The organism is Demequina soli (assembly GCF_000971195.1).
GTDB lineage: Bacteria > Actinomycetota > Actinomycetes > Actinomycetales > Demequinaceae > Demequina > Demequina soli.
Genome location: NZ_BBLZ01000002.1, coordinates 488,817 through 511,543, shown reverse-complemented (window position 1 = coordinate 511,543; position 22,727 = coordinate 488,817). Strand labels below are relative to the sequence as shown.

Annotated in this window: 23 protein-coding genes; 4 read left to right on the top strand and 19 right to left on the bottom strand. The window is 71.8% G+C overall.

All coding sequences use genetic code 11. The annotated features are described in order from the left end of the window. Position 1 precedes the first annotated feature (1 nt). The 12 genes from atpA to rho all read right to left on the bottom strand — a co-directional run bounded on the left by atpA (position 2) and on the right by rho (position 10,951). A complete protein-coding gene (atpA, locus tag AOM04_RS05800) occupies positions 2-1,633 on the bottom strand; it encodes a F0F1 ATP synthase subunit alpha (RefSeq protein ID WP_062463671.1) in 1,632 nt (543 codons plus the stop codon). A gap of 48 nt (positions 1,634-1,681) precedes the next feature. Next, positions 1,682-2,494 carry a F0F1 ATP synthase subunit delta gene (locus tag AOM04_RS05795; RefSeq protein ID WP_082104419.1) on the bottom strand — a complete coding sequence of 271 codons (813 nt, stop codon included), beginning with the start codon at positions 2,492-2,494 and terminating at the stop codon, positions 1,682-1,684. A gap of 4 nt (positions 2,495-2,498) precedes the next feature. Continuing rightward, positions 2,499-3,059 carry a F0F1 ATP synthase subunit B gene (locus AOM04_RS05790; protein ID WP_062463665.1) on the bottom strand — a complete coding sequence of 187 codons (561 nt, stop codon included), beginning with the start codon at positions 3,057-3,059 and terminating at the stop codon, positions 2,499-2,501. Then, positions 3,059-3,289 carry an ATP synthase F0 subunit C gene (atpE, locus tag AOM04_RS05785; protein WP_062463662.1) on the bottom strand — a complete coding sequence of 77 codons (231 nt, stop codon included), beginning with the start codon at positions 3,287-3,289 and terminating at the stop codon, positions 3,059-3,061. Before atpE ends, AOM04_RS05790 begins: the two co-directional genes overlap by 1 nt. Before the next feature lie 55 nt (positions 3,290-3,344). After that, positions 3,345-4,196: a F0F1 ATP synthase subunit A gene (atpB, locus tag AOM04_RS05780; protein WP_228373625.1), complete on the bottom strand. Its 852-nt coding sequence runs from the start codon at positions 4,194-4,196 to the stop codon at positions 3,345-3,347. 86 nt (positions 4,197-4,282) lie between these two features. Next, the gene (locus AOM04_RS05775) at positions 4,283-4,690 is read right to left on the bottom strand and encodes a Cg1360 family ATP-synthase-associated protein (protein WP_062463659.1); all 408 of its coding nucleotides are present in this window, start codon (positions 4,688-4,690) and stop codon (positions 4,283-4,285) included. Beyond that, positions 4,687-5,940, bottom strand: a complete 1,254-nt coding sequence (locus AOM04_RS05770; RefSeq protein ID WP_082104418.1) for an MraY family glycosyltransferase — start codon at positions 5,938-5,940, stop codon at positions 4,687-4,689. The genes AOM04_RS05775 and AOM04_RS05770 overlap by 4 nt, the downstream gene beginning before the upstream one ends. Beyond that, on the bottom strand, positions 5,937-6,590 hold the full coding sequence (locus AOM04_RS05765; RefSeq protein ID WP_156160629.1) for an L-threonylcarbamoyladenylate synthase: 654 nt from the start codon (positions 6,588-6,590) through the stop codon (positions 5,937-5,939). The genes AOM04_RS05770 and AOM04_RS05765 overlap by 4 nt, the downstream gene beginning before the upstream one ends. A gap of 7 nt (positions 6,591-6,597) precedes the next feature. Further along, a complete protein-coding gene (prmC, locus tag AOM04_RS05760; protein WP_062463653.1) occupies positions 6,598-7,488 on the bottom strand; it encodes a peptide chain release factor N(5)-glutamine methyltransferase in 891 nt (296 codons plus the stop codon). Between the two features lie 16 nt (positions 7,489-7,504). After that, on the bottom strand, positions 7,505-8,587 hold the full coding sequence (prfA, locus tag AOM04_RS05755) for a peptide chain release factor 1 (RefSeq protein ID WP_062463650.1): 1,083 nt from the start codon (positions 8,585-8,587) through the stop codon (positions 7,505-7,507). Between the two features lie 13 nt (positions 8,588-8,600). Next, the gene (rpmE, locus tag AOM04_RS05750; RefSeq protein WP_062463648.1) at positions 8,601-8,810 is read right to left on the bottom strand and encodes a 50S ribosomal protein L31; all 210 of its coding nucleotides are present in this window, start codon (positions 8,808-8,810) and stop codon (positions 8,601-8,603) included. 257 nt (positions 8,811-9,067) lie between these two features. Next, the gene (gene rho / locus AOM04_RS05745; protein ID WP_062463644.1) at positions 9,068-10,951 is read right to left on the bottom strand and encodes a transcription termination factor Rho; all 1,884 of its coding nucleotides are present in this window, start codon (positions 10,949-10,951) and stop codon (positions 9,068-9,070) included. 327 nt (positions 10,952-11,278) lie between these two features. Here rho and AOM04_RS05740 point away from each other — a divergent pair, with 327 nt between their 5' ends. The 3 genes from AOM04_RS05740 (at position 11,279) to AOM04_RS05730 (ending at position 13,163) form a co-directional block, all read left to right on the top strand. Then, positions 11,279-11,707 carry a DUF6325 family protein gene (locus AOM04_RS05740; RefSeq protein ID WP_062463642.1) on the top strand — a complete coding sequence of 143 codons (429 nt, stop codon included), beginning with the start codon at positions 11,279-11,281 and terminating at the stop codon, positions 11,705-11,707. A 74-nt stretch (positions 11,708-11,781) separates the two neighbouring features. Next, complete coding sequence (locus tag AOM04_RS05735; RefSeq protein WP_228373624.1) at positions 11,782-12,123, top strand: SHOCT domain-containing protein; 342 nt, start codon at positions 11,782-11,784, stop codon at positions 12,121-12,123. Next, entirely contained in the window at positions 12,120-13,163 is a 1,044-nt protein-coding gene (locus tag AOM04_RS05730; RefSeq protein WP_062463636.1) for a TIGR00341 family protein, read from the top strand. The genes AOM04_RS05735 and AOM04_RS05730 overlap by 4 nt, the downstream gene beginning before the upstream one ends. 70 nt (positions 13,164-13,233) lie before the next feature. On the opposite strand, the gene AOM04_RS05725 is transcribed toward AOM04_RS05730, so the two are convergent. From AOM04_RS05725 to AOM04_RS05700, 6 genes are all read right to left on the bottom strand, one after another. Continuing rightward, positions 13,234-15,198 carry an ABC transporter ATP-binding protein gene (locus AOM04_RS05725; protein ID WP_082104417.1) on the bottom strand — a complete coding sequence of 655 codons (1,965 nt, stop codon included), beginning with the start codon at positions 15,196-15,198 and terminating at the stop codon, positions 13,234-13,236. Continuing rightward, complete coding sequence (locus AOM04_RS05720) at positions 15,195-16,928, bottom strand: ABC transporter ATP-binding protein (protein WP_062463633.1); 1,734 nt, start codon at positions 16,926-16,928, stop codon at positions 15,195-15,197. The genes AOM04_RS05725 and AOM04_RS05720 overlap by 4 nt, the downstream gene beginning before the upstream one ends. A 2-nt stretch (positions 16,929-16,930) precedes the next feature. Further along, positions 16,931-17,536, bottom strand: a complete 606-nt coding sequence (locus AOM04_RS05715; RefSeq protein ID WP_062463631.1) for a TetR/AcrR family transcriptional regulator — start codon at positions 17,534-17,536, stop codon at positions 16,931-16,933. Positions 17,537-17,588: 52 nt separating this feature from the next. Then, positions 17,589-19,073: a hypothetical protein gene (locus AOM04_RS05710; protein WP_156160628.1), complete on the bottom strand. Its 1,485-nt coding sequence runs from the start codon at positions 19,071-19,073 to the stop codon at positions 17,589-17,591. A gap of 79 nt (positions 19,074-19,152) precedes the next feature. Then, entirely contained in the window at positions 19,153-19,737 is a 585-nt protein-coding gene (locus AOM04_RS05705; protein WP_062463625.1) for a GNAT family N-acetyltransferase, read from the bottom strand. Further along, a complete protein-coding gene (locus AOM04_RS05700) occupies positions 19,734-20,687 on the bottom strand; it encodes an FUSC family protein (RefSeq protein WP_062463622.1) in 954 nt (317 codons plus the stop codon). Before AOM04_RS05700 ends, AOM04_RS05705 begins: the two co-directional genes overlap by 4 nt. A 35-nt stretch (positions 20,688-20,722) precedes the next feature. Between AOM04_RS05700 and AOM04_RS14490 the strand changes: the two genes are divergently transcribed. Then, the gene (locus AOM04_RS14490; protein ID WP_062463619.1) at positions 20,723-21,514 is read left to right on the top strand and encodes a trimeric intracellular cation channel family protein; all 792 of its coding nucleotides are present in this window, start codon (positions 20,723-20,725) and stop codon (positions 21,512-21,514) included. 278 nt (positions 21,515-21,792) lie between these two features. On the opposite strand, the gene thrB is transcribed toward AOM04_RS14490, so the two are convergent. After that, positions 21,793-22,725, bottom strand: coding sequence for a homoserine kinase (gene thrB / locus AOM04_RS05690; protein WP_062463616.1), 933 nt, complete (start codon positions 22,723-22,725; stop codon positions 21,793-21,795). Between the last annotated feature and the right edge of the window lie 2 nt (positions 22,726-22,727).

Below are 22,727 nucleotides of genomic sequence, written 5' to 3'. Positions count from 1 at the left end.
GCTACTTCTTCTCCGTGACGATGCGCTCCTGCTCGACCTCGACGGCGGCGCCGTCGTCGACCGAGGAGTCCGTCGTGAGGGCCACACCCTCGCCCTCGAGGAAGGTCGAGACGTAGTCGTCCACGTGGCTGTGGAGCGCCTGCTCGTTCTCGTCCGAGAGCTGACCCGAGGACGCGATGTCCGTGAGGATCGACGTGTTGCGACGCAGGTGGTCGAGCAGCTCGCGCTCGAAGCGGAGCACGTCGCCCACGGCGATCTTGTCGAGCTTGCCCTTGGTGCCGGCCCAGATGGACACGACCTGCTCCTCGACCGGGTACGGCGAGTACTGGGGCTGCTTGAGCAGCTCCATGAGGCGCGCACCGCGGGTGAGCTGCTGACGCGACGCCGCGTCGAGGTCGGACGCGAACATCGCGAAGGCCTCGAGCGAGCGGTACTGGGCGAGGTCGATCTTCAGCGTGCCGGAGACCTTCTTCATCGCCTTGACCTGCGCCGAGCCGCCGACGCGGGACACCGAGATGCCGACGTCGACCGCGGGACGCTGGTTGGCGTTGAACAGGTCGGACTGGAGGAAGATCTGGCCGTCCGTGATGGAGATGACGTTGGTCGGGATGTACGCCGAGACGTCGTTCGCCTTGGTCTCGATGACGGGCAGACCCGTCATCGAGCCCGCGCCCAGCTCGTCCGACAGCTTCGCGCAACGCTCGAGCAGGCGGGAGTGCAGGTAGAACACGTCGCCGGGGTACGCCTCGCGGCCCGGCGGGCGGCGCAGGAGGAGCGACACGGCGCGGTAGGCCTCGGCCTGCTTGGACAGGTCGTCGAAGATGATGAGGACGTGCTTGCCGCCGTACATCCAGTGCTGGCCGATGGCCGAGCCGGTGTAGGGCGCGAGGTACTTGAAGCCGGCCGGGTCGGACGCGGGGGCCGCGACGATGGTCGTGTACTCGAGCGCGCCGGCCTCCTCGAGGGCGCCGCGCACGGAGGCGATGGTCGAGCCCTTCTGGCCGATGGCGACGTAGATGCAGCGGACCTGCTTGTTCGGGTCGCCCGAGTCCCAGTTGTCCTTCTGGTTGATGATCGTGTCGATCGCGATCGCGGTCTTGCCGGTCTGGCGGTCGCCGATGATCAGCTGGCGCTGGCCGCGGCCGATCGGGATCATCGCGTCGATCGCCTTGAGGCCCGTCTGGAGGGGCTCGTGGACCGACTTGCGGGCCATGACGCCGGGCGCCTGGAGCTCGAGGGCGCGGCGGCCCTCGGTCTCGATGTCGCCGAGGCCGTCGATGGGGTTGCCGAGCGGGTCGACGACGCGGCCGAGGTAGCCGTCGCCGACCGCGACGGAGAGGACCTCGCCGGTGCGGTGGACCGCCTGGCCCTCCTCGATGCCCGTGAACTCGCCCAGCACGACGACGCCGATCTCGCGGACGTCGAGGTTGAGCGCGAGGCCCAGCGTGCCGTCCTCGAAGCGCAGCAGCTCGTTGGCCATGCAGCCCGGCAGGCCCTCGACCTGCGCGATGCCGTCGCCGGCGAGGGTCACGCGACCCACCTCGTCCACCACGGCGCCCTTGGGCTCGTAGGACTTCACGTAGCTGTCGAGGGCAGCCCGGATCTCGTCGGGGCTGATCGTCAACTCTGCCATGCCATCTCTCCTGTCAAGGCCGCCGGGGCGGCCACTGGTGCGTCGGGGCTAACCGACAAGTCGTCGTCGTGTTTCGTCGAGTCGGGACAGGACGGTGCCGTCCACCACGGAGGACCCGACCTCGACTCGGATGCCGCCCAGGACCTCGGGGTCCACGGCGACGTTGATCTGGATCTCTCGCCCGTACGCCTCGGAGAGGATGCCCGCGAGGCGGGTGCGCTGAGCGGCGCTCAGCTCGACCGCCGCGGTCACGTGCGCGAGGACCTCGTTCCGGTGCTCGGCAGCGGACTCGAGGAGAGCGTCGATCGCCGGGATGAGCCGGCGGCCGCGCGGGTTGCCCACGACGCGGCGCAGGAGCGCCTCGGTGGTCGGCAGGAGCTTGCCGCCCAGCACGCCCTGGAGCAGCGCGAGGCGCGTCTCCTTGGTCGCGGAGCGGTTGCTCATGGCGGACAGGAGCTCGCGGTTCGACTGGAGCTCGCGCTCGACGCGGAACAGCTGCTCCTGGACGTCGTCCAGGGTGCCCTGCGCCTGCGCATAGGCGAAGATCGCGCGCTCGCCTGCGTCGTCGATCGCCTCGGCGAGGTCCTCCTCCGCCGACCAGCGGGATCCGGCGAACGACGCGAGGACGTCCTTGACCCTCGCGTCGTACGCCGAGAACACCGCACGGACCAGCCCGGCCTTGGCCTCGGCCGAACGGGCGGGATCGGTCAGCGCACGGCGGAGCGAGCCCGACGCGTCGACGGCGTCGACCGCGGCGAACAGCTGCTCGGCGAGGGTCAGGCCCTCCGCTCCGCTCGCGGTCACCACCGGCTCGAACTGACGGAGCACGGCGTCACGTGACGCCTGGCTCGTTCCACGCATGTGCCTAGCCCTCCGCCTTGACCGTCGACTCGAGGTCGTCGAGGAACGTGTCGATCACGCGCTGCTGACGCGCGTCGTCGGCGAGGGACTCGCCCACGATGCGGGACGCGAGCTCGGTCGCGAGCGTGCCCACCTCGGTGCGCAGCGAGACCACGGCCTGGTGACGCTCGGCCTCGATCTGGCGCTGAGCCGTCTCGACGATGCGCTCCGCGTCCGTGCCGGCGCGACGGCGCGCGTCGGCAAGGATCTGCGCCGCCTCGACGCGCGCGTCCTCACGGATGCGCGCGGCCTCGGCACGTGCCTCGGTCAGCTGAGCCGTGTACTCCTCGAGCGCCGCGGCGGCCTCGGCCTGAGCCTTCTCCGCCTTCTCGATGCCGCCCTGGATCAGGTCCGCACGCTCGTCGAGCACCTTCTGCAGCTTCGGCAGGAGGACCTTCGAGAAGACGACGACGATGATCGCGAAGATGACGAGCGACCACAGCAGGTCGTACGGCTCCGGCAGGATCAGGTCGACGCCCTGGACGCTCGAGCTCTCCTCCGCGAGAAGCAGAGTCTGGGCGATCATCACGCGAAGATGAAGCCGGTGACCAGGCCGAGGAGCGCGAGCACCTCGACGAACGCCACACCGATGAACATCGTGGCGCGGAGCTGGCCGGAGACCTCAGGCTGGCGCGCCATGCCCTCGATGGTCTTGCCGATGAGGACGCCCAGGCCGATGCCGGGGCCCACGGCGGCGAGGCCGTAGCCGATGGTCGCGACGTTGCCGGTGACCTCAGCGAGAGTGGTGGTGTCCACGTGGAGTTTCCTTCCGTTGATGCGCCGCCGCGGGTGGCGACGCAAGCCTTGTTTCCTAGTGCTCCGCCTCGAGCGCCATGTTGAGGTACACGGCGGAGAGCATGGTGAAGACGTACGCCTGGAGCAGGGCGACGAAGATCTCGAACAGCACGAACGCGAAGCCCGCGACGAACGTCACAGCGCCCATCGCCTTCATCGCGCCGGCGGCCTCGAAGAAGAAGTACTGGGTGGCCGCGAAGCACAGCACCAGCAGCAGGTGGCCCGAGATCATGTTCGCGGCGAGTCGCAGCGCGAGGGTCGCGGGCCGCAGGATGAACACCTGCAGGAACTCGATCGGGGTGAGAAGCAGGTAGATCGGCTTCGGCACGCCCGGGGGGAACAGGTTGTTCTTGAGGTAGCCGCCGAGCCCGTGCTTCTTGATGCCCTCCGACAGGTAGAGCACGTACACCCACACCGCCATGAGGATCGGCAGGCCGATGAGCGAGGTGCTCGCGATGTTGAGGAACGGGATCACGCCCGTGATGTTGAAGAACACGATCGCGAAGAACAGCGTCGTGAGGAACGGCATGAACCGCTTGCCCTCGTGGCCCATGACGGGCTCGACGATCTCGTCCTTGACGAAGTCGATGAGGAACTCGATGGCCGCCTGGAAGCGACCCGGGACCACCTTGGCGCGCGAGGCGACGAACCAGAACACCAGCAGCAGCGCCACGGCCGCGATGACGCGGACCAGCATGATGCGGTTGAACTCGAAGATGGTGCCGTCGCCGAAGATGGCGGGCGGGAAGAAGTCGGCGATCGACGGGGCGTGGAAGCCGTCCGAGCTGAACATGCGCTCGATGTAGCTCTGCGACTGTCCCGAGTCGGCGGCTTCAGCGCTGACGACCGCGGCCAAAAGGTTCCCCACGAAGTCTCCTGTGCGATGGCTTCTTGGGCGCGGACCATCGTCCGACGCCGTTGACTGGCCGTAAGCCTAGCCCATGGGAGGCGGGACTAAGGACCCGGTTCGACGTACGGAATGCGCGATTTGCGCAGGAGGCTCACGTCGACCACGAGGCCGGCGAGCAGCCCCACCACCGCGGTGGCCGCGAACGAGGGACGATGGAACGAATCGACGCCCTGGAGCACCAGCAGCGCGACGATGATGACGAGCATCTTCCCGAGCCACGAGAAGGCCACGATCCCTGCCATGACGTGCGGCGGCCGGGTGTGGCCCTTGAGCATCGCGTACTGGGTCGGGAGCGCGCCGAGCGCGGCGACGGCCGCGCCGACGACGGCCGCGAGCGCGCCGTCCGGTCCGACCACGATCCACGCGACGGCGCCGCCGACGACGGCGAGCGCGCCGAGCACGATCGCGGTGAGCCGCAGCGCGCGGCGGTACAGGGCCTCCTCGGCGGTCACTTCTTCTCCTCCTGGATGACGGTGGACGATGCGGCGGCGGCCCCGGGGACGACGGTGACGGCGGGTGCGGTCCCGGCCACCGCATCGTCCCCCTCGCGGCCCTCGGGCGTGAGGCGCTGCAGCGAGAACATCGCGTGCCCGGCGCGGCGCCACTGGCGCGAGAAGAACCGCGCGAGGCGCGGCGAGAACGTGATCGCGGCGGCGCACACGATGCCCGCGGCGGTGACCGCGACCGCGCCCCACAGGGGCAGGAACACGACGGACACGGTGCCGAACGACAGCACCGCCGTCCAGATGTACAGCACGGTCACGGCCCAGCGGTGCGAGTGGCCGCGGCGCAGCAGCAGGTGGTGCAGGTGGTGCTTGTCCGGCGAGAACGGCGACTCTCCCCTGGCGGCGCGCCGGATGACCGCGGCGGTCATGTCGACGAGCGGCACGGCGAGTACCATGATCGGCAGCAGGATCGGGATGAACGCGGGGATGCGCTCGCGCTCGGAGATCACGGCGGGGTCGATCTGCCCGGTCACGATGATCGCGGCGGCCGCGAGCATGAGGCCCAGCACCATCGAGCCGGAGTCGCCCATGAAGATGCGCGCGGGATGCACGTTGTGCGGCAGGAAGCCCAGGCATGCGCCCACGAGCAGCGCGACCACGATCGTCGCGAGCGACGAGTAGTCGCCCGGGGAGGCGGAGCGCGCGAGCAGGTACGTGTACGTGAAGAACGCGAGGCCGCCGATGGCGATCATGCCCGCGGCGAGGCCGTCGAGGCCGTCGACGAAGTTGACGGCGTTCATCGCGATCACGACGACGAGCACGGTGGCGACGAGCGAGACGTACGAGGAGCCGATGGTGACGCCCGCGATCGGTACGGTGACGAGCTGCACGCCGCCCGAGGCGAGCACGAGGCCCGCGAGGAACTGGCCGGCGAGCTTCGCCATCCAGTCGAGGTCCCAGATGTCGTCGATCATGCCCAGCGCGCACACGATCGCGGCCGCGCCGAGCACGGCCCACGGCTGGCGTCCTGCCTCGTAGACGGGGTCGAGGAAGGGGATCGCGGAGGCCACGGTGCCCGCGACGGCGAGCCCGAGGAAGATCGCGACGCCGCCCAGGCGCGGGATCGGGGTGGTGTGGACGTCGCGCGCGCGGACCGCGGTGATGGCCCCCACCCGGAACGCGAGGTGGCGCATCGCCGGGGTGGCGACGTACGCGACGAGCGCCGCGATCGCCATGAGGGTCAGGTAGACCTTCACCCGTCGTCACCCGCGAGGGCGTCTCCCACCAGCTCGACGATGCGCTCGCGCGACACGCCGCCCTGGCGGACGATGCGCAGCGACGGTCCCGTGGCGTCGACGATGGTCGAGGCGACCCCCAGCGGGCTGTCGCCCGCGTCGAGGTAGGCCGCGACGGCGTCGCCCAGCTGCTCCTCGGCGCCGGCCGCGGTGGTGGCCGCCGGCTCGCCGGTGCGGTTGGCGCTCGTCACGGCCAGCGGGCCGGTGCGCGCGAGCAGCGCGAGGGCCGCGGGGTGGTCGGGCACGCGCAGCGCGACGGTGCCGTGGGTCTCGCCCAGGTCCCACGCGAGCGACGGCTGCGCCTTGACGATGACGGTGAGCGCGCCCGGCCAGCAGGCGTCCATGAGGACGCGGGCGGCGTCGGGCACCTCGCGCGCGAGGCCGTCGACGGTCCGCACGTCGGGGATGAGCACGGGCGGCGGCATCTGGCGGTCGCGGCCCTTCGCGGCCAGCACCGCGGCGACCGCCTCGGGGCTGAACGCGTCCGCGCCGACGCCGTACACGGTGTCGGTGGGCAGGACGATGACGGCGCCACGCGAGACCGCGTCGACGGCGGCGTCGAGCGACGGCCCCCAGCTGGCGGGGTCGTGGCAGTCGAGGATCACGGGCACCAGTGTCTCAGACGCCCACGCGGGTCGCGACGAGCATGCGGTCGCGTCCCGTGAGGTCGGTGAGCGTGCGCACGTCGCCCCACCACTCGGAGGACTCGGCGTACGCGCGCATGGCGGCGCCCTGCTCGTCGCCGTGCTCCATGATGAGCACCCCGCCGACGCGCAGCAGGCGCTGCGCCTCGTCGAGGATCGCGCGCGGCAGCGTGAGGCCGTCGTCGCCGAGGCCGTAGAGCGCCTGGGGCGGGTCGTGCAGCGCGACCTCGGGGTCGCGCGGGATCGCCGCGGTGGGCACGTACGGCGGGTTGGTCACCACGACGTCGGCGCACTCGTCGAACTGGCGCAGGCAGTTGCGCGCGTCGGCGTAGACCGAGCGCAGGCGGGTGCGCACGTCGGACGGCTGGGCGCGCGCGTTGAGGCGCAGGTAGACCAGCGCCTCCTCGCTCGCCTCGACCATCGCGACCTGGGCCTCCGGGACCTCGGTCGCGACGGAGATGCCGATCGCGCCGGAGCCGGCGCACAGGTCCGTGACGCGCACCTTGCCGCGCATCTCGAGGGCCTCCCGCGCGGCGGCGATGGCGACGCCCGCCACCACCTCCGTCTCGGGACGCGGCACGAAGACGCCGGGACCCACCTGCAGCTCGAGCGAGCGGAAGTACGCCTTGCCGGTGATGTGCTGCAGCGGCTCGCGGTCGATGCGGCGCGTCACGCGCGCCTCGAGCAGGTCGAGGTCGGCGCCCTCGGGCCAGTCGTCGTCGCGCGCCGCGGCGGTGCGGACGTAGCTGGGCTCGAGGCCCAACGTGTGCGCGATCAGCACGATCGCGTCGTGGTGCGGTGACGGGACGCCGGCCTCGGCGAGGCGGCGCGTGGTGGCGCGCAGGCGCTGACCGACGGTAGGCACGGTCGGAGCCTATCCCCTACTCGGAGGCGGACAGGCGCGCCGCCTCGTCCGCGTCGATCGCGGACTGGATGACCGGCTGGAGCTCGCCGCCGAGCACGGTGTCGAGGTTGTAGGCCTTGTACCCCGTGCGGTGGTCGGCGATGCGGTTCTCGGGGAAGTTGTAGGTGCGGATGCGCTCCGAGCGGTCGACCGTGCGGATCTGCGACTTGCGCATGTCCTGGGCCTCGGCCTCGGCGGCCTCCTTCTGCGCCGCGAGGAGGCGCGCGCGCAGGATGCGCAGCGCGGACTCCTTGTTCTGGAGCTGGCTCTTCTCGTTCTGGCAGCTCACCACGATGCCCGTCGGGATGTGGGTGAGGCGCACCGCGGAGTCGGTGGTGTTGACCGACTGGCCGCCGGGGCCGGACGAGCGGTACACGTCGACGCGCACCTCGTTCATGTCGATCTCGACCTCGGAGACCTCCTCGACCTCCGGGTAGACCAGCACGCCCGCGGCGGAGGTGTGGATGCGGCCCTGCGACTCGGTGGCCGGCACGCGCTGCACGCGGTGCACGCCGCCCTCGTACTTGAGCTGGGCCCACACGCCGTTCTCGGGGTCCACGGCGCCGCGCGCCTTGATGGCCACGGACACGTCCTTGTACCCGCCCATGTCGGTGTGGACCGCCTCGAGGACCTCGGCCTTCCAGCCCTTGGTCTCGGCGTACTTGAGGTACATCTTCAGCAGGTCGCCCGCGAACAGCGCGGACTCCTCGCCGCCCTCGCCGGACTTGATCTCGAGGATCACGTCGCGCGCGTCGTCGGGGTCGCGCGGGATGAGGATGCGGCGCAGCTGCTCCGTCGACTGCTCGACGGCCTCCTCCAGGGCCGGGATCTCCTCGGCCATGTCGGGGTCGAGGTCCGCGAGCTCGCGCGCGGCCTCGAGATCGTCCTGGGCCGCGACCCAGGAACGATGCGCGGCGACGACGCGGCCGAGCTCCGCGAAGCGACGCCCGAGCGTGCGCGCCCGTCCCCCGTCCGCATGGACGGCAGGGTCGGCGAGCTGACGCTCGATGTCGGCGTACTCGTCCAGCATGGGCTGGACGGCTGCGAAGGCCTCGGCCACGTCGTCGGACGCGTTACTTCTTGTTGCCGTAGCGGCGCTCGAAGCGCGCCACGCGACCACCGGTGTCCATGATCTTCTGCTTGCCCGTGTAGAACGGGTGGCAGGCCGAGCAGACCTCGACGCTGATCGCGCCGGACGTCACGGTGGACTTGGTCTCGAACGTGTTGCCGCAGGTGCACGTGACAGTGGTGGCCACGTACTCGGGGTGGATGTCCTTCTGCATGATCTCCCTTAGTTCGTCACCGGGTCCGACGCGTACCTCGCGACGGTGAACCGGCAACCTCGGACCCCGTCCGCAGGCGGGGCCAACGGACTATTCTGCCATGCCTGTCAAGGGGGCGCCTGCGGCGCACGTCCCGGCCGCCGCATCGTCCATCTGCGGATAGACGAGCGCCCCGTGAGGTGCTCGGTGCCCGATCTGATCAGATTCGAGCACTGAGCACCTCACAGGGCGCATGGGGCGGCGGCAGACGCCGAGCCCTACTTCTCCTCGTCGGCTCCCGGCGTGGTCTTGGCGACCTGCATGAGGAACTCGGCGTTGGTCTTGTTCTCCTTGAGCTTGCCCAGGAGCAGCTCGATGGCCTGCTGCTGCTCGAGCGCGGTGAGCACGCGACGCAGCTTCCACATGACCTTGAGCTCCTCGGGGCTCATGAGGATCTCCTCGCGGCGCGTGCCGGACGCGTTGACGTCCACGGCCGGGAAGATGCGGCGGTCCGCGAGCGTGCGCGAGAGCTTGAGCTCCATGTTGCCGGTGCCCTTGAACTCCTCGAAGATGACCTCGTCGGCCTTCGAGCCGGTCTCCACCAGCGCGGTCGCGAGGATCGTGAGGGAGCCGCCGTTCTCGATGTTGCGCGCGGCGCCGAAGAAGCGCTTCGGCGGGTAGAGCGCGGACGAGTCGACGCCTCCCGACAGGATGCGGCCCGACGCGGGCGCCGAGATGTTGTAGGCGCGGCCCAGGCGCGTGATCGAGTCGAGGAGCACGACCACGTCGTGGCCCATCTCGACGAGGCGCTTGGCGCGCTCGATCGCGAGCTCGGCGACCGTGGTGTGGTCGTCGGCCGGGCGGTCGAAGGTCGAGGCGATGACCTCGCCCTTGACCGTGCGCTGCATGTCCGTGACCTCCTCGGGGCGCTCGTCGACGAGCACGACCATGAGGTGGACCTCGGGGTTGTTGGTGACGATCGCGTTGGCGATCGACTGCAGCACGAGAGTCTTGCCGGCCTTCGGCGGGGAGACGATGAGGCCGCGCTGGCCCTTGCCGATCGGCGCCACGAGGTCGATCACGCGGTTGGTCATGTTGCGCGAGTCGGTCTCGAGGTGGAGGCGCTGCTGCGGGTACAGCGGCGTGAGGTCGCCGAACGCGGGGCGGTGACGCGCCTCGTCGGCGTTGAGGCCGTTGACCTTGTCGACGCCGGCGAGGGCGTTGAACTTCTGGCGCTGGCCGCGCTCGCCCGGGCGGGGCGGGCGGACGGTGCCCGTGATGGCGTCGCCCTTGCGCAGGCCGTACTTCTTGATCTGGTTCATCGACACGTACACGTCCGACTTGCCGGGGAGGTACCCGGTGGTGCGGATGAACGCGTAGTTGTCGAGGATGTCGACGATGCCGCCGACCGGGGTCAGCTCCTCGTCCTCGCGGACGTCGTCCTCGTCGAACAGCTGCGCCGGCTGGACGGCGCCGTCGAGCACGTCGCGCTCGCGACCCCGGCCACGGCCGCGACCGCGGCCACGGCGGCGGCGGCCGCCGCGCTCGTCGTCCTCGTCCTGGTCGTCGTGCTGGCGCGGCTGAGCCGTCTGCTGACGCGCCTGGCCGGACTGCTGGCCCTGCTGACGCGGCTGGCGCTGGCGGCCCTGCTGGTCGCCGTCCTCGCCCTCGGCGGAGGTCTGCGCGCGGTCGCCGCGCGGCAGGTCGAGGCTCACGGCCTCCTTGGCGCGACGCGCGCGGGACTCGGAGTCCTCGCCCTCGGCGGAGCCCTGCGCACGGTCGCCGCGCGGCAGGTCGAGGCTCACGGCCTCCTTGGCGCGACGCGCGCGGGCCTCGGAGCCCTCGCCCTCGGGCGTGGTCTGAGGCGCCTCGGCGCGACGTCGCTGCTGGCGCGCGGGGCGCTCGGCGCGCGGGGCGTCGGCGGTGGCGGTGGCGGAGGGGGTCTCGGCCGCCGGCGCCTTGTCGGCGGCGGGGGCCTTCTTCTCAGCGGCGGGGGCCTTCGGGGGCACCACGCCACCGTTCTTGATGGCCTCGACCAGGTCCATCTTGCGCATGCGCGCGGTACCGGAGACCCCGAGCTCGGCGGCGAGCGCCTGGAGCTGGGGGAGCTTCATCGCGGTCAGAGTGGCGGTCTGGTCGGGCGCGACGGTCGTGTCGGTCACGTAACGTTCCTTTCCTCGCACGAGCCCCTGTGGCTCCAGAAGTGCGAGATTCGTCCCACGCGGGTACGGCTGACGGAGACATCATCGGCAGACGCCTGCAACGTGGATTGCGTTCGTCCGGGGCGACTCGCGCCAACCGGGGGAAGCGGATCCAGGGTATCACCGCGGCCCTTGCGGCACAATCATCCCCCCTCGTGCCAGGCATGTGCGGCGACTCGCCGCGCATCCACGACACGCGCCGTCTTTCGTATTGCCGCGCGAAGCGGCCGGGCCTAGCCTGCGGAAAGGGCGCGGACGCGCACCGCAGTCGAATCGAGGAGCAACGCCATGATCGGGCCTGTCGAGATCGTCACCATCGGATTCGCGGAGGGCCGCTTCGACGGCTCGATCCTCCCGGAGATCCAGAAGCTCGTCGATGCGGGCACCATCGTCATCGTCGACGCGGTCATCGTGCGCAAGGACGCGGACGGCGCGATCGAGATCCTCGAGGTCGAGCAGCTGAGCGACGACCCGGACGTCGCGGCGCTCGGCGCGATCATCGACCACTACGACGGCCTGCTCAACGACGAGGACGCCGACGTCCTCGCCGCCTCGCTGCCGCCGGGCGGCGCCGCCGCGATCCTGTGCTTCGAGCACGCGTGGATCGTCCCCGTGCGCGACGCCATCGCCGCGGCCGGCGGCGAGCTGCTCGACACCGTCCGGGTCCCCGGTCCGGTGGTCCAGGAGGTCCTCGACGCGATCAGCGCCGAGGCGTAGGCCGCGAGAGAACACCAGAGAAGAAGAGGAGCGGAACGATGCGCAGGATGGGACGACCGGGTCTGATCGGGACGATGGCACGGACGGCGGTCATCGCCGGGACCGCGCAGGCGGTGGGCGGCAACGTGTCGCGCCGCCAGCAGCAGCGCTGGCAGGGTCAGGAGCAGCAGGCGCAGCAGGAGCAGTACGCGGCCGAGCAGGCCGCCTACCAGCAGCAGCAGTCGCAGGCGCAGATGGCCGCGATGCAGGCCCAGCTCGCGCAGCTCGAGCAGCAGAACGCGGCCCCGCAGGTCGCGGCCGCGCCGGCCGGGGGCGACGACCTCATGGCGAAGCTCGCGCAGCTGGCGCAGATGAAGGAGGCGGGCGTCCTGTCGGACGCCGAGTTCGCGGCCGCCAAGGCCAAGCTCCTCGGTTGAGCACAGCCGCGTCGACGCCCCGCCGGACGCGCTGGGGCGCCAAGCTCAACAGCGTCGACTACATGCGGGAGGCGGTCCTCTTCGAGGGCCGCCATTCCCGCGCCCAGTTCACGCGGTTCTGGCTGCTGCTCGTGCTCGCCTCGGTCATCGCGACCGCGGGCGTGGTCGCGGACTCCACCGCGACCGTCATCGGCGCGATGATCGTCGCGCCGCTCATGCGGCCCATCCAGGGCACGATGCTGTCGACGGTCCTCGGCGACCACCGCAACCTCGTGCGCTCGGTCACCACCATGGTGGCCGGCGCCGCGGCCGCGGTCGCGGTGGGCTTCATCATCGGCCTCGCCGTCATCCAGCCGGTCACCGCCGCGACCAACTCGCAGGTCGCGGGTCGCGTCTCCCCCGGCGTCATCGACCTGCTCGCGGCGCTCGCCACCGGAGTGGTCGGGTCGATCGCCCTGCTGCGGTCGGACATCTCCGACACGCTGCCGGGCGTCGCGATCGCGATCTCCCTCGTGCCGCCGCTGACGGTCGTGGGCCTCACGCTCGAGTCGGGCGCCTACGCCCAGGCGCTCGGCGCGCTGCTGCTCTTCGTCACCAACGTCGCGGCGATCCTCGCCACCGGCTCCGTGGTGATGGCGATCTACGGCTTCGCCAACGTGCGCATCGAGATGGCAGAGGACAAGGAGGCCGAGCGGCGACGCCGCGCCCGCGCCTACCTCACCATGGTCGTGCTGCTGCTGGTCGTGGCGGTGCCGCTGTCGTACTCGACGGTCAACTCGATCGAGACGAGCTCCCGGATGGGCCGCATCACCACGTTCGTGAACGATGCGACCGCGGGCACCCGCTGGGACCTCGTGTCGATCACCCAGCGCGAGGGCGGCAGGATCCACGTCATCGTCAAGGGCGAGCCGCCGCTGCCCGACATGGGCCGGGTCTACGCGCGCATGAAGGACGCCGGCCTCGACACCTCGCTCATCGACATCGAGCTGGTGCCCACGTACACGTTCGACGCGACACACACGGCGGCGCCGGTCGGCTGACGCCTCCCACGGGAAAGGGGACGATGCGCGGGTACGCGACCCGTGCATCGTCCCCTTCTCGCGTGGTGGGTCAGACGGGCTCGCCCGCGTGCGCCGGCCCCTCGGGGTGCGGCACCGAGGGGTCGTCGAACGTCTCGGCGAGGCGTTCGGGGACGACCTCCTCGATCGGCGCATCCACCTCGTCGATCGGGGCGGCGAACTGCGCCTCGTAGAGGCGCGAGTAGGCGCCCTTCGCGGCGAGCAGCTCGTGGTGGTTGCCCTGCTCCACGATCGACCCGTTCTCCATCACGAGGATGAGGTCGGCGTCGCGGATGGTCGAGAGGCGGTGCGCGATGACGAAGGCCGTGCGGTCCTGGCGGAGCTTCGCCATGGCCCGCTGGACCAGCAGCTCGGTGCGGGTGTCGACGGACGAGGTGGCCTCGTCGAGGATGAGCACCTGCGGCTGCGACACGAACGCGCGGGCGATCGTGACGAGCTGGCGCTCGCCGGCCGACAGGTTGGTCGCGTCGTCGTCCAGCACCGTGTCGTAGCCGTCGGGCAGCGAGTGCACGAAGCGGTCGACGTACGCGGCCTTGGCGGCGTCGAGGATCTCCTCCTCCGTCGCGTCGGAGCGGCCGTACGCGATGTTCTCGCGGATGGTGCCGCCGAACAGCCACGTGTCCTGGAGGACCATGCCCGTGCGCGAGCGCAGGTCCTCGCGCGTCATCTGCGCGATGTCCGTGCCGTCGAGGGTGATGCGGCCGGACGTGAGCTCGTAGAACCGCATGATGAGGTTGACGAGCGTGGTCTTGCCGGCGCCGGTCGGGCCGACGATCGCGACCGTGCGGCCCGGCTCGACCACCAGGTCGAGGTTGTCGATGAGCGGCTTGGACTCGACGTAGCGGAACGAGACGTCGTCGAACACCAGGCGGCCGTGGTCGTCGCTGGGCGTCTGGGCGGGATCCGCGTCGGCGTCCTGCTCGTCGGAGTCGAGGAGCTCGAACACGCGCTCCGCGCTCGCCACGCCGGACTGCAGCAGGTTGGCCATCGAGCCCAGCTGGCTGATGGGCTGCTGGAACTGGCGCGAGTACTGGATGAACGCCTGGATGTCGCCGAACGGCAGGCGGCCGTTGGTGACCATGATGCCGCCGACCACCGCGATCGCGACGTAGACCAGGTTCCCGACGAACATCGCGCTCGGCATGATGATGCCGGAGATGAACTGGGCGCCGAAGCTGGCCTCGTAGAGCTCCTCGTTCTTGCGGCGGAACTCCTCCTGCGTCTCCTTGTTGCGCCCGAACACCTTGACCAGCGCGTGGCCGGTGTAGCCCTCCTCGATCTGCGCGTTGAGGTCGCCGGTGTGCTTCCACTGCGCCACGAACTTGGGCTGCGAGCGCTTCGCGACCATCGCGACGATGACCGTGGTGAGCGGGATCGAGACGATCGCGATGAGCGCGAGCTCCCACGAGATGGTGAGCATCATGATGAGGATGCCGATGACCGTGAGCACCGACGTGAACAGCTGGCTGAGCGTCTGCTGGAGCGTCTGCGAGATGTTGTCGATGTCGTTGGTGACGCGGCTGAGCAGGTCGCCGCGCTGGTGGCGGTCGAAGTAGCTCAGCGGCAGGTCGTGGATCTTGTCCTCGACCTTCTGGCGCAGGCGGTACACCGTGCGCTGGGTCACGCCATTGAGGATGAAGCCCTGGATGAGGGCGAGGATCGCGGACACGACGTAGATCGCGACGACGCCCCACAGGATGCCGTGGAGCTTCTCGAAGTCGATCCCGGTCCCCCCCATGAAGCCCTCGAAGATGACCGTGGTCGCGTTGCCGAGGATCTTGGGGCCGAGCACGCTGAGCGTGACGGATCCGGCGCCGAGCAGGATGACCAGGTAGACGAGCAGCTTCTCGGGGCCGAGCAGGCGCACGAGGCGCATGCCGGAGCCCTTGAAGTCCTGCGCCTTCTCGCCGGGGGCGCCCATGCCGGGGCCACCGGGGCCGTGCTGGCGCGGCGGGGGCTTCGGAGCGGACTGGCGCTCCTCGGTGGTCTCGCTCATGCCGCCTCCTCCGCGCGCAGCTGGGTGCTGACGATCTCCTGGTAGGTCGCGGAGCTCTCGAGGAGCTCCGCGTGGGTGCCGCGGTCGACGATGCGCCCGTCCTCCATCACGAGGATCTGGTCGGCGTCGACGATGCTCGAGACACGCTGGGCGACCACGATGACCGTCGCGTCCGTCACCTCCTTGGACAGGGCCGCGCGCAGGCGCGCGTCGGTCGCGGTGTCGAGGGCGCTGAACGAGTCGTCGAAGATCAGCACCTCGGGGCGACGCACGAGCGCGCGGGCGATCGACAGGCGCTGGCGCTGACCGCCCGAGACCGTCGTGCCGCCCTGGGCGATCGTCGAGTCGAGCACCTCGGGCATGGACCGCACGAAGTCCTCGCCCTGCGCGATCGCGAGCGCGTCCCACAGGTCCTCGTCGGTCGCGTCGGGCTTGCCGAAGCGCAGGTTCGAGGCGACGGAGCCGGCGAAGAGGTACGGGCGCTGCGGCACCACGCCGACGCGGGACCACAGCGACTCGAGCTCGGCGTCGCGCACGTCGACGCCGCCGACGCTGACCGTGCCGCCCGACGCGTCGTACAGGCGCGGGATGAGGTTGATGAGCGTGGACTTGCCGGCGCCCGTCGAGCCGATGATGGCGGTGGTGGTGCCGGGGCGCGCGGTGAAGCTGATGTCCGCGAGGACAGGCTGCTCGGCACCCGGGTAGGTGAAGGTGACGTTGTCGAACACGACCTCGCCGGCGGCGGGGACGGTCGCGCCGCCCCCGCGCGGCGGCGTGACGGACGTCTCGGTCTCGAGCACCTCGCCGATGCGGTCCGCGGCCACCGAGGCGCGCGGCACGAGCACGAACAGGAACGTCGCCATGAGCACCGAGAAGAGGATCTGGATGAGGTAGCTGAGGAACGCGGTGAGCGCGCCCACCTGCATCTCGCCGTTGTTGATCCGGTCGGCGCCGAACCACATGACGGCCACCGAGCCCATGTTCACCACGAGCATCACGAGAGGGAACATCGAGGCCATGAGCCGGCCCGCCTTGACCGCGGACTCCGTGACGAGCGCGTTCGCGTCCGCGAAGCGGTCCTCCTCCTGGCCCTCGCGCACGAAGGCGCGGATGACGCGGATGCCGGTGAGCTGCTCGCGCAGGACGCGGTTGATGCCGTCGATGCGGACCTGCATGCGGCGGAAGTGCGGCACCATGCGCGACACGATCGTCACCACGATGACGAGCAGGATCGGGATCGCGATGGCCATGATCCACGACAGCTTCGCGTCCTGCTGGATCGCGAAGATCACGCCGCCGATGGCGGTGAACGGCGTCGAGATGAGCAGCGTGCACGTCATCAGGACGAGCATCTGGACCTGCTGCACGTCGTTCGTGGTGCGCGTGATGAGCGAGGGCGCCCCGAAGCGCTGGACCTCGGCCTCGGAGAACGAGGCGACGCGGCCGAAGATCTGTCCGCGCAGGTCGCGACCGACCCGCATCGCGATCTTGGCGCCGAAGTAGACGGCCGTGATGGTGCAGGCGACCTGGAAGAACGACAGCAGCAGCATCCAGCCGCCGAGGCGCCAGATGTAGCCGATGTCACCGGCGGCCACGCCGTTGTCGATGATGTCGGCGTTCAGGGTGGGCAGGTAGAGGTTCGCGATCGATTGGCCGAGCTGGAAGACCACCACTCCGAGGAGCAGCGACCAGTACGGCCTGACCGAGGAGACGAGCAGCCTCCAGAGCATGTTCAGGTCCCTTCCTTGGCGATACCGCGCAGGATGAAGTCGGCGAGCTCGGCGGGATCCGAGCTGGTGCCGTTGGTGAGGAAAGGCATCGTGGTCCCGAAGACCAGGATGCGCAGATAATCGACCGCTGTCGCGATGGGCACACGCAGGCGGTCGCTGTCGGACTCGAGCAGGCGCGCCGCGACGGTCGCCTCCGCGAGCGGGGGGCTCCGGTGCGGCGGCCCGTCCTCGCCCTCCCCGCGGGCGTGGCGCGCGTGCTCGCGCGGGCCGAGGGCGGTCATGAAGCGCACCACGCTCACGGCGCGTCCGTGCAGCAGGCTCACGATCAGCTCGATCTTGGTCTCGAGCGAGAGGCTCGGGTCGATGCTCTCGAGCGCCGCGGTGATCTCGGCGGGGTCCATCACCCGCGCGACGGCCGCGTCGATGACCGAGTCCTTGTCGGGGAACACGCGGAACACCGTGCCCTCGGCGATGCCGGCGGCCTCGGCGATCTCGCGCGTGGTGACCTCGGCTCCGCGCTCGAGGATGAGCGGGACCGTCACGTCGACGATCGCGGCGCGTCGCTCGTCCGGCGCCATGGGCGCGGCGCGGCGGGTCTTGGTGGTCACCCGCCCACCATAAGTGAGTGAGCACTCACTCCGCAACCGGGAGCGGGAGGGATCAGCCCAGGGCGTAGGCGACGAGCGCGTGGTCCTGCACCACCACGCCCACGCGCAGCCCTCCCGACTCCCCCACCGTCGCGGCGCCCTCCACCGCGGCCCGCGACCACGCCTCCCCGGGCTCGCCGTCGGCCCCGCACGGATGGAAGACCGCGCCCACGAGGACCTGGTCCGCGGGCGCGCCGATGACGCGACCGTGCTCGGGGTCCGGCGCGCGCAGCGGCTCGCGACACGCGACGGTGCCCGCGCCGAGCGGCGAGAAGGCCCCCGAGCCCAGGTCGACGAAGCCCACCCGGCCGCGCTCGGACACGATCCACACGCCATCCATCGACGCGAACGCCGCGCCCGCGGCAGACGCCGTGGCGATCGCGAGCCCGTGCGCCGTGCGCGACCAGAGGCTCTCGCCCGAGCGGACATCGACTCCCTCCAGCGCGACATCCGCCGTGTCGGCCACCCACTCGTCGGCGCCCGCATCGCGCAGGACGTAGCCGTCGCCGCACCTCACGCCGGAACGGCACCACACCGCTCCCTGCCGGCGCGTCAGCAGCTCGCCGGTCTCCAGGTCGACCGTCGCGGCCGTGAAGTCGCGCGCCGCCACCGCGGTGGCCCCGTCCTCGTCGCGACCCGGCAGCACGCTGAGCACCAGCACGTCGCCATCCGCGTCCTCCGTCCACGCCGCCAGCAGCGAGCGCACCATCGAGCCGCTCACGATCTCGGAGGCGGGAAGGCTCCACATCACCGCGCCGCGGTCGTCCCGCCGCACGATCGCCTCCGAGCCGTCCGCGGCGACCTCGACCGCGGCGCCCCCCGCGAGCTCGCGCAGCGCGTCGACGCCGTCGCGCACCTCCGACTCCTCGAAGCGCGCCAGCGTGAGCGTGGCGGGGTCGATGCGGACGTCGTGCCAGGTCCCGTCCTCGGGGTCCTCCACGTCCAGGCACAGCCCGTCCGAGCCGGGGCACGCGCGCGAGCGGCCCACCCACGCGCGCACCGGATCCTTGAGGAGCTCGCCGGTCGCGGGATCGACGAGCTCGATGCCGAACGTCCGGCGCCCCGTCGCGGGGTCCGACTCCATCGGCGCGAGGTTGAGGATCACGCGCGAGCCGTCGGCGGCGTCGAAGGAGCGCTCGTCCGGGAGCGCGTCCGCGACGAGCGCGCCCCTGCTCGACGCCCGCCGCCACACCACCTCGCCCGTCGCGAGGTCGATGCCCTTGAGGATGTCCGGGTCGCCCTCGACGTCTCGCGCGACCACGATCCCGTCGACGATCTCGATGGGCCCCGCGAAGACCCCGTACGCCGACCACAGCGCGGTCGCGGGGGTCGCGGAGGCGGCGGCCGGGTCGGCGCCGTCGTCGTCCGGGGCGACCGTGGCGGCGGCCGCCGGCGGAGCGTCGTGCCCCGGCGAGGGATCCTCGACGGGCGACGGCACCCGCGTGCAGCCGCCCGCCATCACCGCCACCACCAGGACCATCGCCGCCATCCGTCGCATGAGCGCCCCCTCTCGATGCCTCGGACGCTAGGCGTCCGGCGAGGCGCGGGACAGGGGCGAGTCGCGATCTGTGGAGAACTCAGGCGAGCGCGCGGGCGAAGGTCACCACCGCATCGTCCGCCACCACCGCCGCGAAGCCCACGCGAGGGTAGAAGGCCTGCGCGCCGACGTTGGCGCGCTCGGCCACCAGGTGCACGCCGGGGGCGCCCCGCGCGGCCAGCAGCGCGCACGCCGCGGCGATGAGAGCGCGACCCGCGCCGCGACCCTGCTGGTCGGGAAGGAGGTCGATATGCAGGTGCGCCGGATACGCCGCGAGCACGGGCACGAGCATCCGCGCCGGGTCGGCGGCCGACGGCAGCAGCCACGCGTCGCCCGCGGTGAGGGCGCGGTGCGTGGGGCCCACGCGGGGCCACCACTCGTCCACGAACCACCGCTGGAACGCGGCCGTGTCCGACGTGCCGAGGACGTATCCCCGCGCCTCCCCGTCGACGTCCCACACGAGGCAGAAGCCGCCCGGGCCACGGAGGTACGGGGTCGCGTAGACGTCGGCGAGCGCGGTGTCGTCGCCGAAGAGGCCGGTCGCGTCCCCGCCCTGCGCGCCGGTCAGGAGGCAGATCCGGGCGACCGCGGCATCGTCCGCCGGGGTGGCGGGCCGGACGCTCACGGCTGGGCCTCGGCGCGCCGCGCGGCCGCGCCGACCGCGAGCGCAAGCACCAGCGCGAGCGCGCCTCCGACGAGGGTGAGGCCGGCGCGGTCGACGGCGGTGCCCCACGCGGCGTCCGGCTCGGCCGCCGCCGCGAGCAGCACGACCGACACCGCGTACCACGCGGCGGCCGCGCGGCGGGCGCGGGTGAGCGACCAGCCGAGCCCGATCATCGTCGCGACGGCCGCGACCGCGACCGCGGCCCACGGCGGCAGCAGCGCGGCGAGCCCGGTGCCCGCGACGACGCCGACGATCGTGCCGACCACGCGACCCGCCGCCTTCGCCCGGGTCTCCGCCGCTCCCGGCACGAGCACCGCCGACAGCGCCACCACGAGCCACAGCGCGTGCGGGACGTCGAGCGCGGTCGCGACCGCGATGGACAGGCCGGCGCCGCACGCGAGCCCCAGGAGATACGTCCACGTGAGCCGCCGCGGCACGGGCGCCGGGGGCAGGCGAGTAGGCAGCGCGACCCCGACGATGAGCGTGACGGCAGCCGCGCCCAGCATCACCCCGACCGCGGCCGCGCCCGGGCCGATGCTCGCGGCGTCGGTGCCCGCGGCCGCGACCACGACGGGCGCCGGGCCGAGCACCGGGCCCAGCCGCCGCACGAGGGGCTGGCCCGCGATCGCCGAGGCGGCCACGATGAGGCCGAGCAGGATCGGGTCGTCGGCGGCGGTGGTGGCGACGGCGGCGAGGACCGCGACGACGGCGCCGAAGCCGAACGGCAGGCGCCAGTCGTCGGTGCGGATCGCGACCACCAGCACCGACAGCGCGCCGAGCGCCGACGCGACGCCGACGGTCACGCCGCCGACCGCGCCGGTGGCGACCGCGACGGCAAGGATGACCGCCACCACGACGACCGCCCGCCGCAGCGCGGTGCCCGGGGGGAGCAGACGTGGGACCGAGACCATGGGACGAGGGTAGAACGCTCCCCTACGCTTGTGCCGTGAGACCCGACGTCCTCGAGATCCCCCTGGCAGTGAACCTGCTCGCGGTGTTCGTCGGCGCGCTCGGCGGCACCATCCGCGCGGGCGAGGACGACCGCACCGACCTCATCGGGGTGCTCACCCTGGCGGCGGCGATGGGCTTCGGCGGAGGAGTGATCCGCGACATCCTGCTGGGCAACCTGCCGCCCGCCGCGTTCCGCGAGCCGCTGTACCTCGTGACCGCCGCCGTCGCCGCGGGGGTCGGCATGCTGTTCCTCTACTACCTCAAGAAGCTCGGGCCGATCCTGTGGTGGCTGGACACGCTGATCGTCGGGCTGTTCGCGTGCGTGGGCGCCAACGCGGCGCTCATCGCGGGGCTCGGGCGGCTGCCCACCGTCGTGATCGGCACCATCGGAGCCGTCGGCGGGCTCATCCTCACGGACGTGCTGCAGGCGCGGCCGTCGTCGATCATGTACGCGGGCCCGCCCAACGCGGTGGCCGGCATGGCGGGCGCGATCGTGTACGCGCTGGTCTACACGGGCACCCAACCGCTGGTGACCACGTCGCTCGCGGTCGCCGCGACCCTGCTCGTGCGGCTCACGGGCCCGCTGTTCCATCTCGAGGTGCCGCAGCCGCGCAAGCACGCCTACGACATCAGGCGCGCCCGCATGGAGGCCGAGGCACGGCTGCGGGAGCGCGCGGAGTCGAAGGCGATGCGGCGCGCCGAGAAGACCGACCGCCTGCGCGCCAAGCGCGAGCGCGCGCGGGCCGCGGATCTCGACGAGCCGCTGGACCCCACCGGGCACGCCTGACGGTCCCGGTGGGCCGGGGATCCCGTGCGTCCTCTCTCGCGCGGCCCGTCCAGCGGCAGCGGATCGTGCGGACCTGTCGCGGATCCTCTCACCACGGCATCGGATCGAGAGCCGTCGGCCAGCGGCGAGCACCGGCGCCTCGCGCAGGCACCTGGCGCGGGTGCGCACCGCGACCGCGATGGCACCGGGGCGACCGCGATCGCACCATCCGATGCCGCTGTCCACGCGGCGGCCCGAGGACCTCTCGATCCGACGCCGATGAACGGGCCGGCGGGGAGCTACAGCCGCACGCTCGTGGCGCCCGGCACCCGCTGAACCGTATGCACGCACCGCCACGAGTCGCCGCCGACGCCGGCGGCCCACTCCAGCGGCCCCGTGACGAGCCCGGCCTCGGCCAGCCCGGTCCCCATCACCAGCACCGACGGTCCGGCACCCGAGACGACCGCCGCGAGGCCCCGCTCACGCAGCGCCCTCACCATGAACGTGGCCGGGCCGAGCACGTCGGCCCGGTAGGTCTGGTGGAGCTTGTCCTCGGTGGCCGCGAAGAGGTCCTCGGGGCGCCCGGCCAGCGCGTTGACCAGCAGCGCGGCGCGTCCCACGTTGAACGCCGCGTCCACGTGGGGCACCTTCTGCGGCAGGACCGCGCGCGCCTCCTTGGTCGGCAGCGTCGAGCCCGGGATGAGGACGGCGGTCTCGATCTCGTCGGCCACCACGAGGGGCCGCGCGTGGACGCCCGAGGCGTCCTTCCATGCGACGGTCGCGCCGCCGTAGATCGCGGGGGCCGCGTTGTCGGGGTGTCCCTCGAACGCGTTCGCGAGGGTGAGCACCTCGGACGCCGGCAGCGCCTCGGGCTCCGCGATCAGCGCACGCGCCGCGGCGATGCCGGCCACCACCGCGGCGGCCGACGAGCCCAGCCCGCGGCCATGCGGGATGCGGTTGGTCGCCCGGATCTCGAGCCCGGTCTGGGACGCGCCGACGTGGTCGAGCGCGGCGCGCAGCGCCTGCACCACGAGATGGCTCTCGTCCCGGGGCAGGGACGATGCGCCCTCGCCCTCGATCTCGACGGTCACCGAGGAGGACGCGACGGCCCGCACCTCGAGGTCGTCGACCACGCCGAGCGCCATGCCGAGCGCGTCGAAGCCGGGACCGAGGTTGCCCGCCGTCGCGGGCACGGTGACCCGGACATGGTCGGAGGCCAGGCGCATCGCCATCG

Coding starts and splice junctions, on each gene's coding strand:
- AOM04_RS05710 (WP_156160628.1), bottom strand. CDS start 19,073: ATGCGACGGATGGCGGCGATGGTCCTGGTGGTGGCGGTGATGGCGGGC.
- rpmE (WP_062463648.1), bottom strand. CDS start 8,810: ATGCAGAAGGACATCCACCCCGAGTACGTGGCCACCACTGTCACGTGC.
- AOM04_RS05700 (WP_062463622.1), bottom strand. CDS start 20,687: ATGGTCTCGGTCCCACGTCTGCTCCCCCCGGGCACCGCGCTGCGGCGG.
- AOM04_RS05790 (WP_062463665.1), bottom strand. CDS start 3,059: ATGATCGCCCAGACTCTGCTTCTCGCGGAGGAGAGCTCGAGCGTCCAG.
- AOM04_RS05740 (WP_062463642.1), top strand. CDS start 11,279: ATGATCGGGCCTGTCGAGATCGTCACCATCGGATTCGCGGAGGGCCGC.
- thrB (WP_062463616.1), bottom strand. CDS start 22,725: ATGGCGATGCGCCTGGCCTCCGACCATGTCCGGGTCACCGTGCCCGCG.
- atpA (WP_062463671.1), bottom strand. CDS start 1,633: ATGGCAGAGTTGACGATCAGCCCCGACGAGATCCGGGCTGCCCTCGAC.
- AOM04_RS05720 (WP_062463633.1), bottom strand. CDS start 16,928: ATGCTCTGGAGGCTGCTCGTCTCCTCGGTCAGGCCGTACTGGTCGCTG.
- AOM04_RS05735 (WP_228373624.1), top strand. CDS start 11,782: ATGGCACGGACGGCGGTCATCGCCGGGACCGCGCAGGCGGTGGGCGGC.
- AOM04_RS05725 (WP_082104417.1), bottom strand. CDS start 15,198: ATGAGCGAGACCACCGAGGAGCGCCAGTCCGCTCCGAAGCCCCCGCCG.
- AOM04_RS05795 (WP_082104419.1), bottom strand. CDS start 2,494: ATGCGTGGAACGAGCCAGGCGTCACGTGACGCCGTGCTCCGTCAGTTC.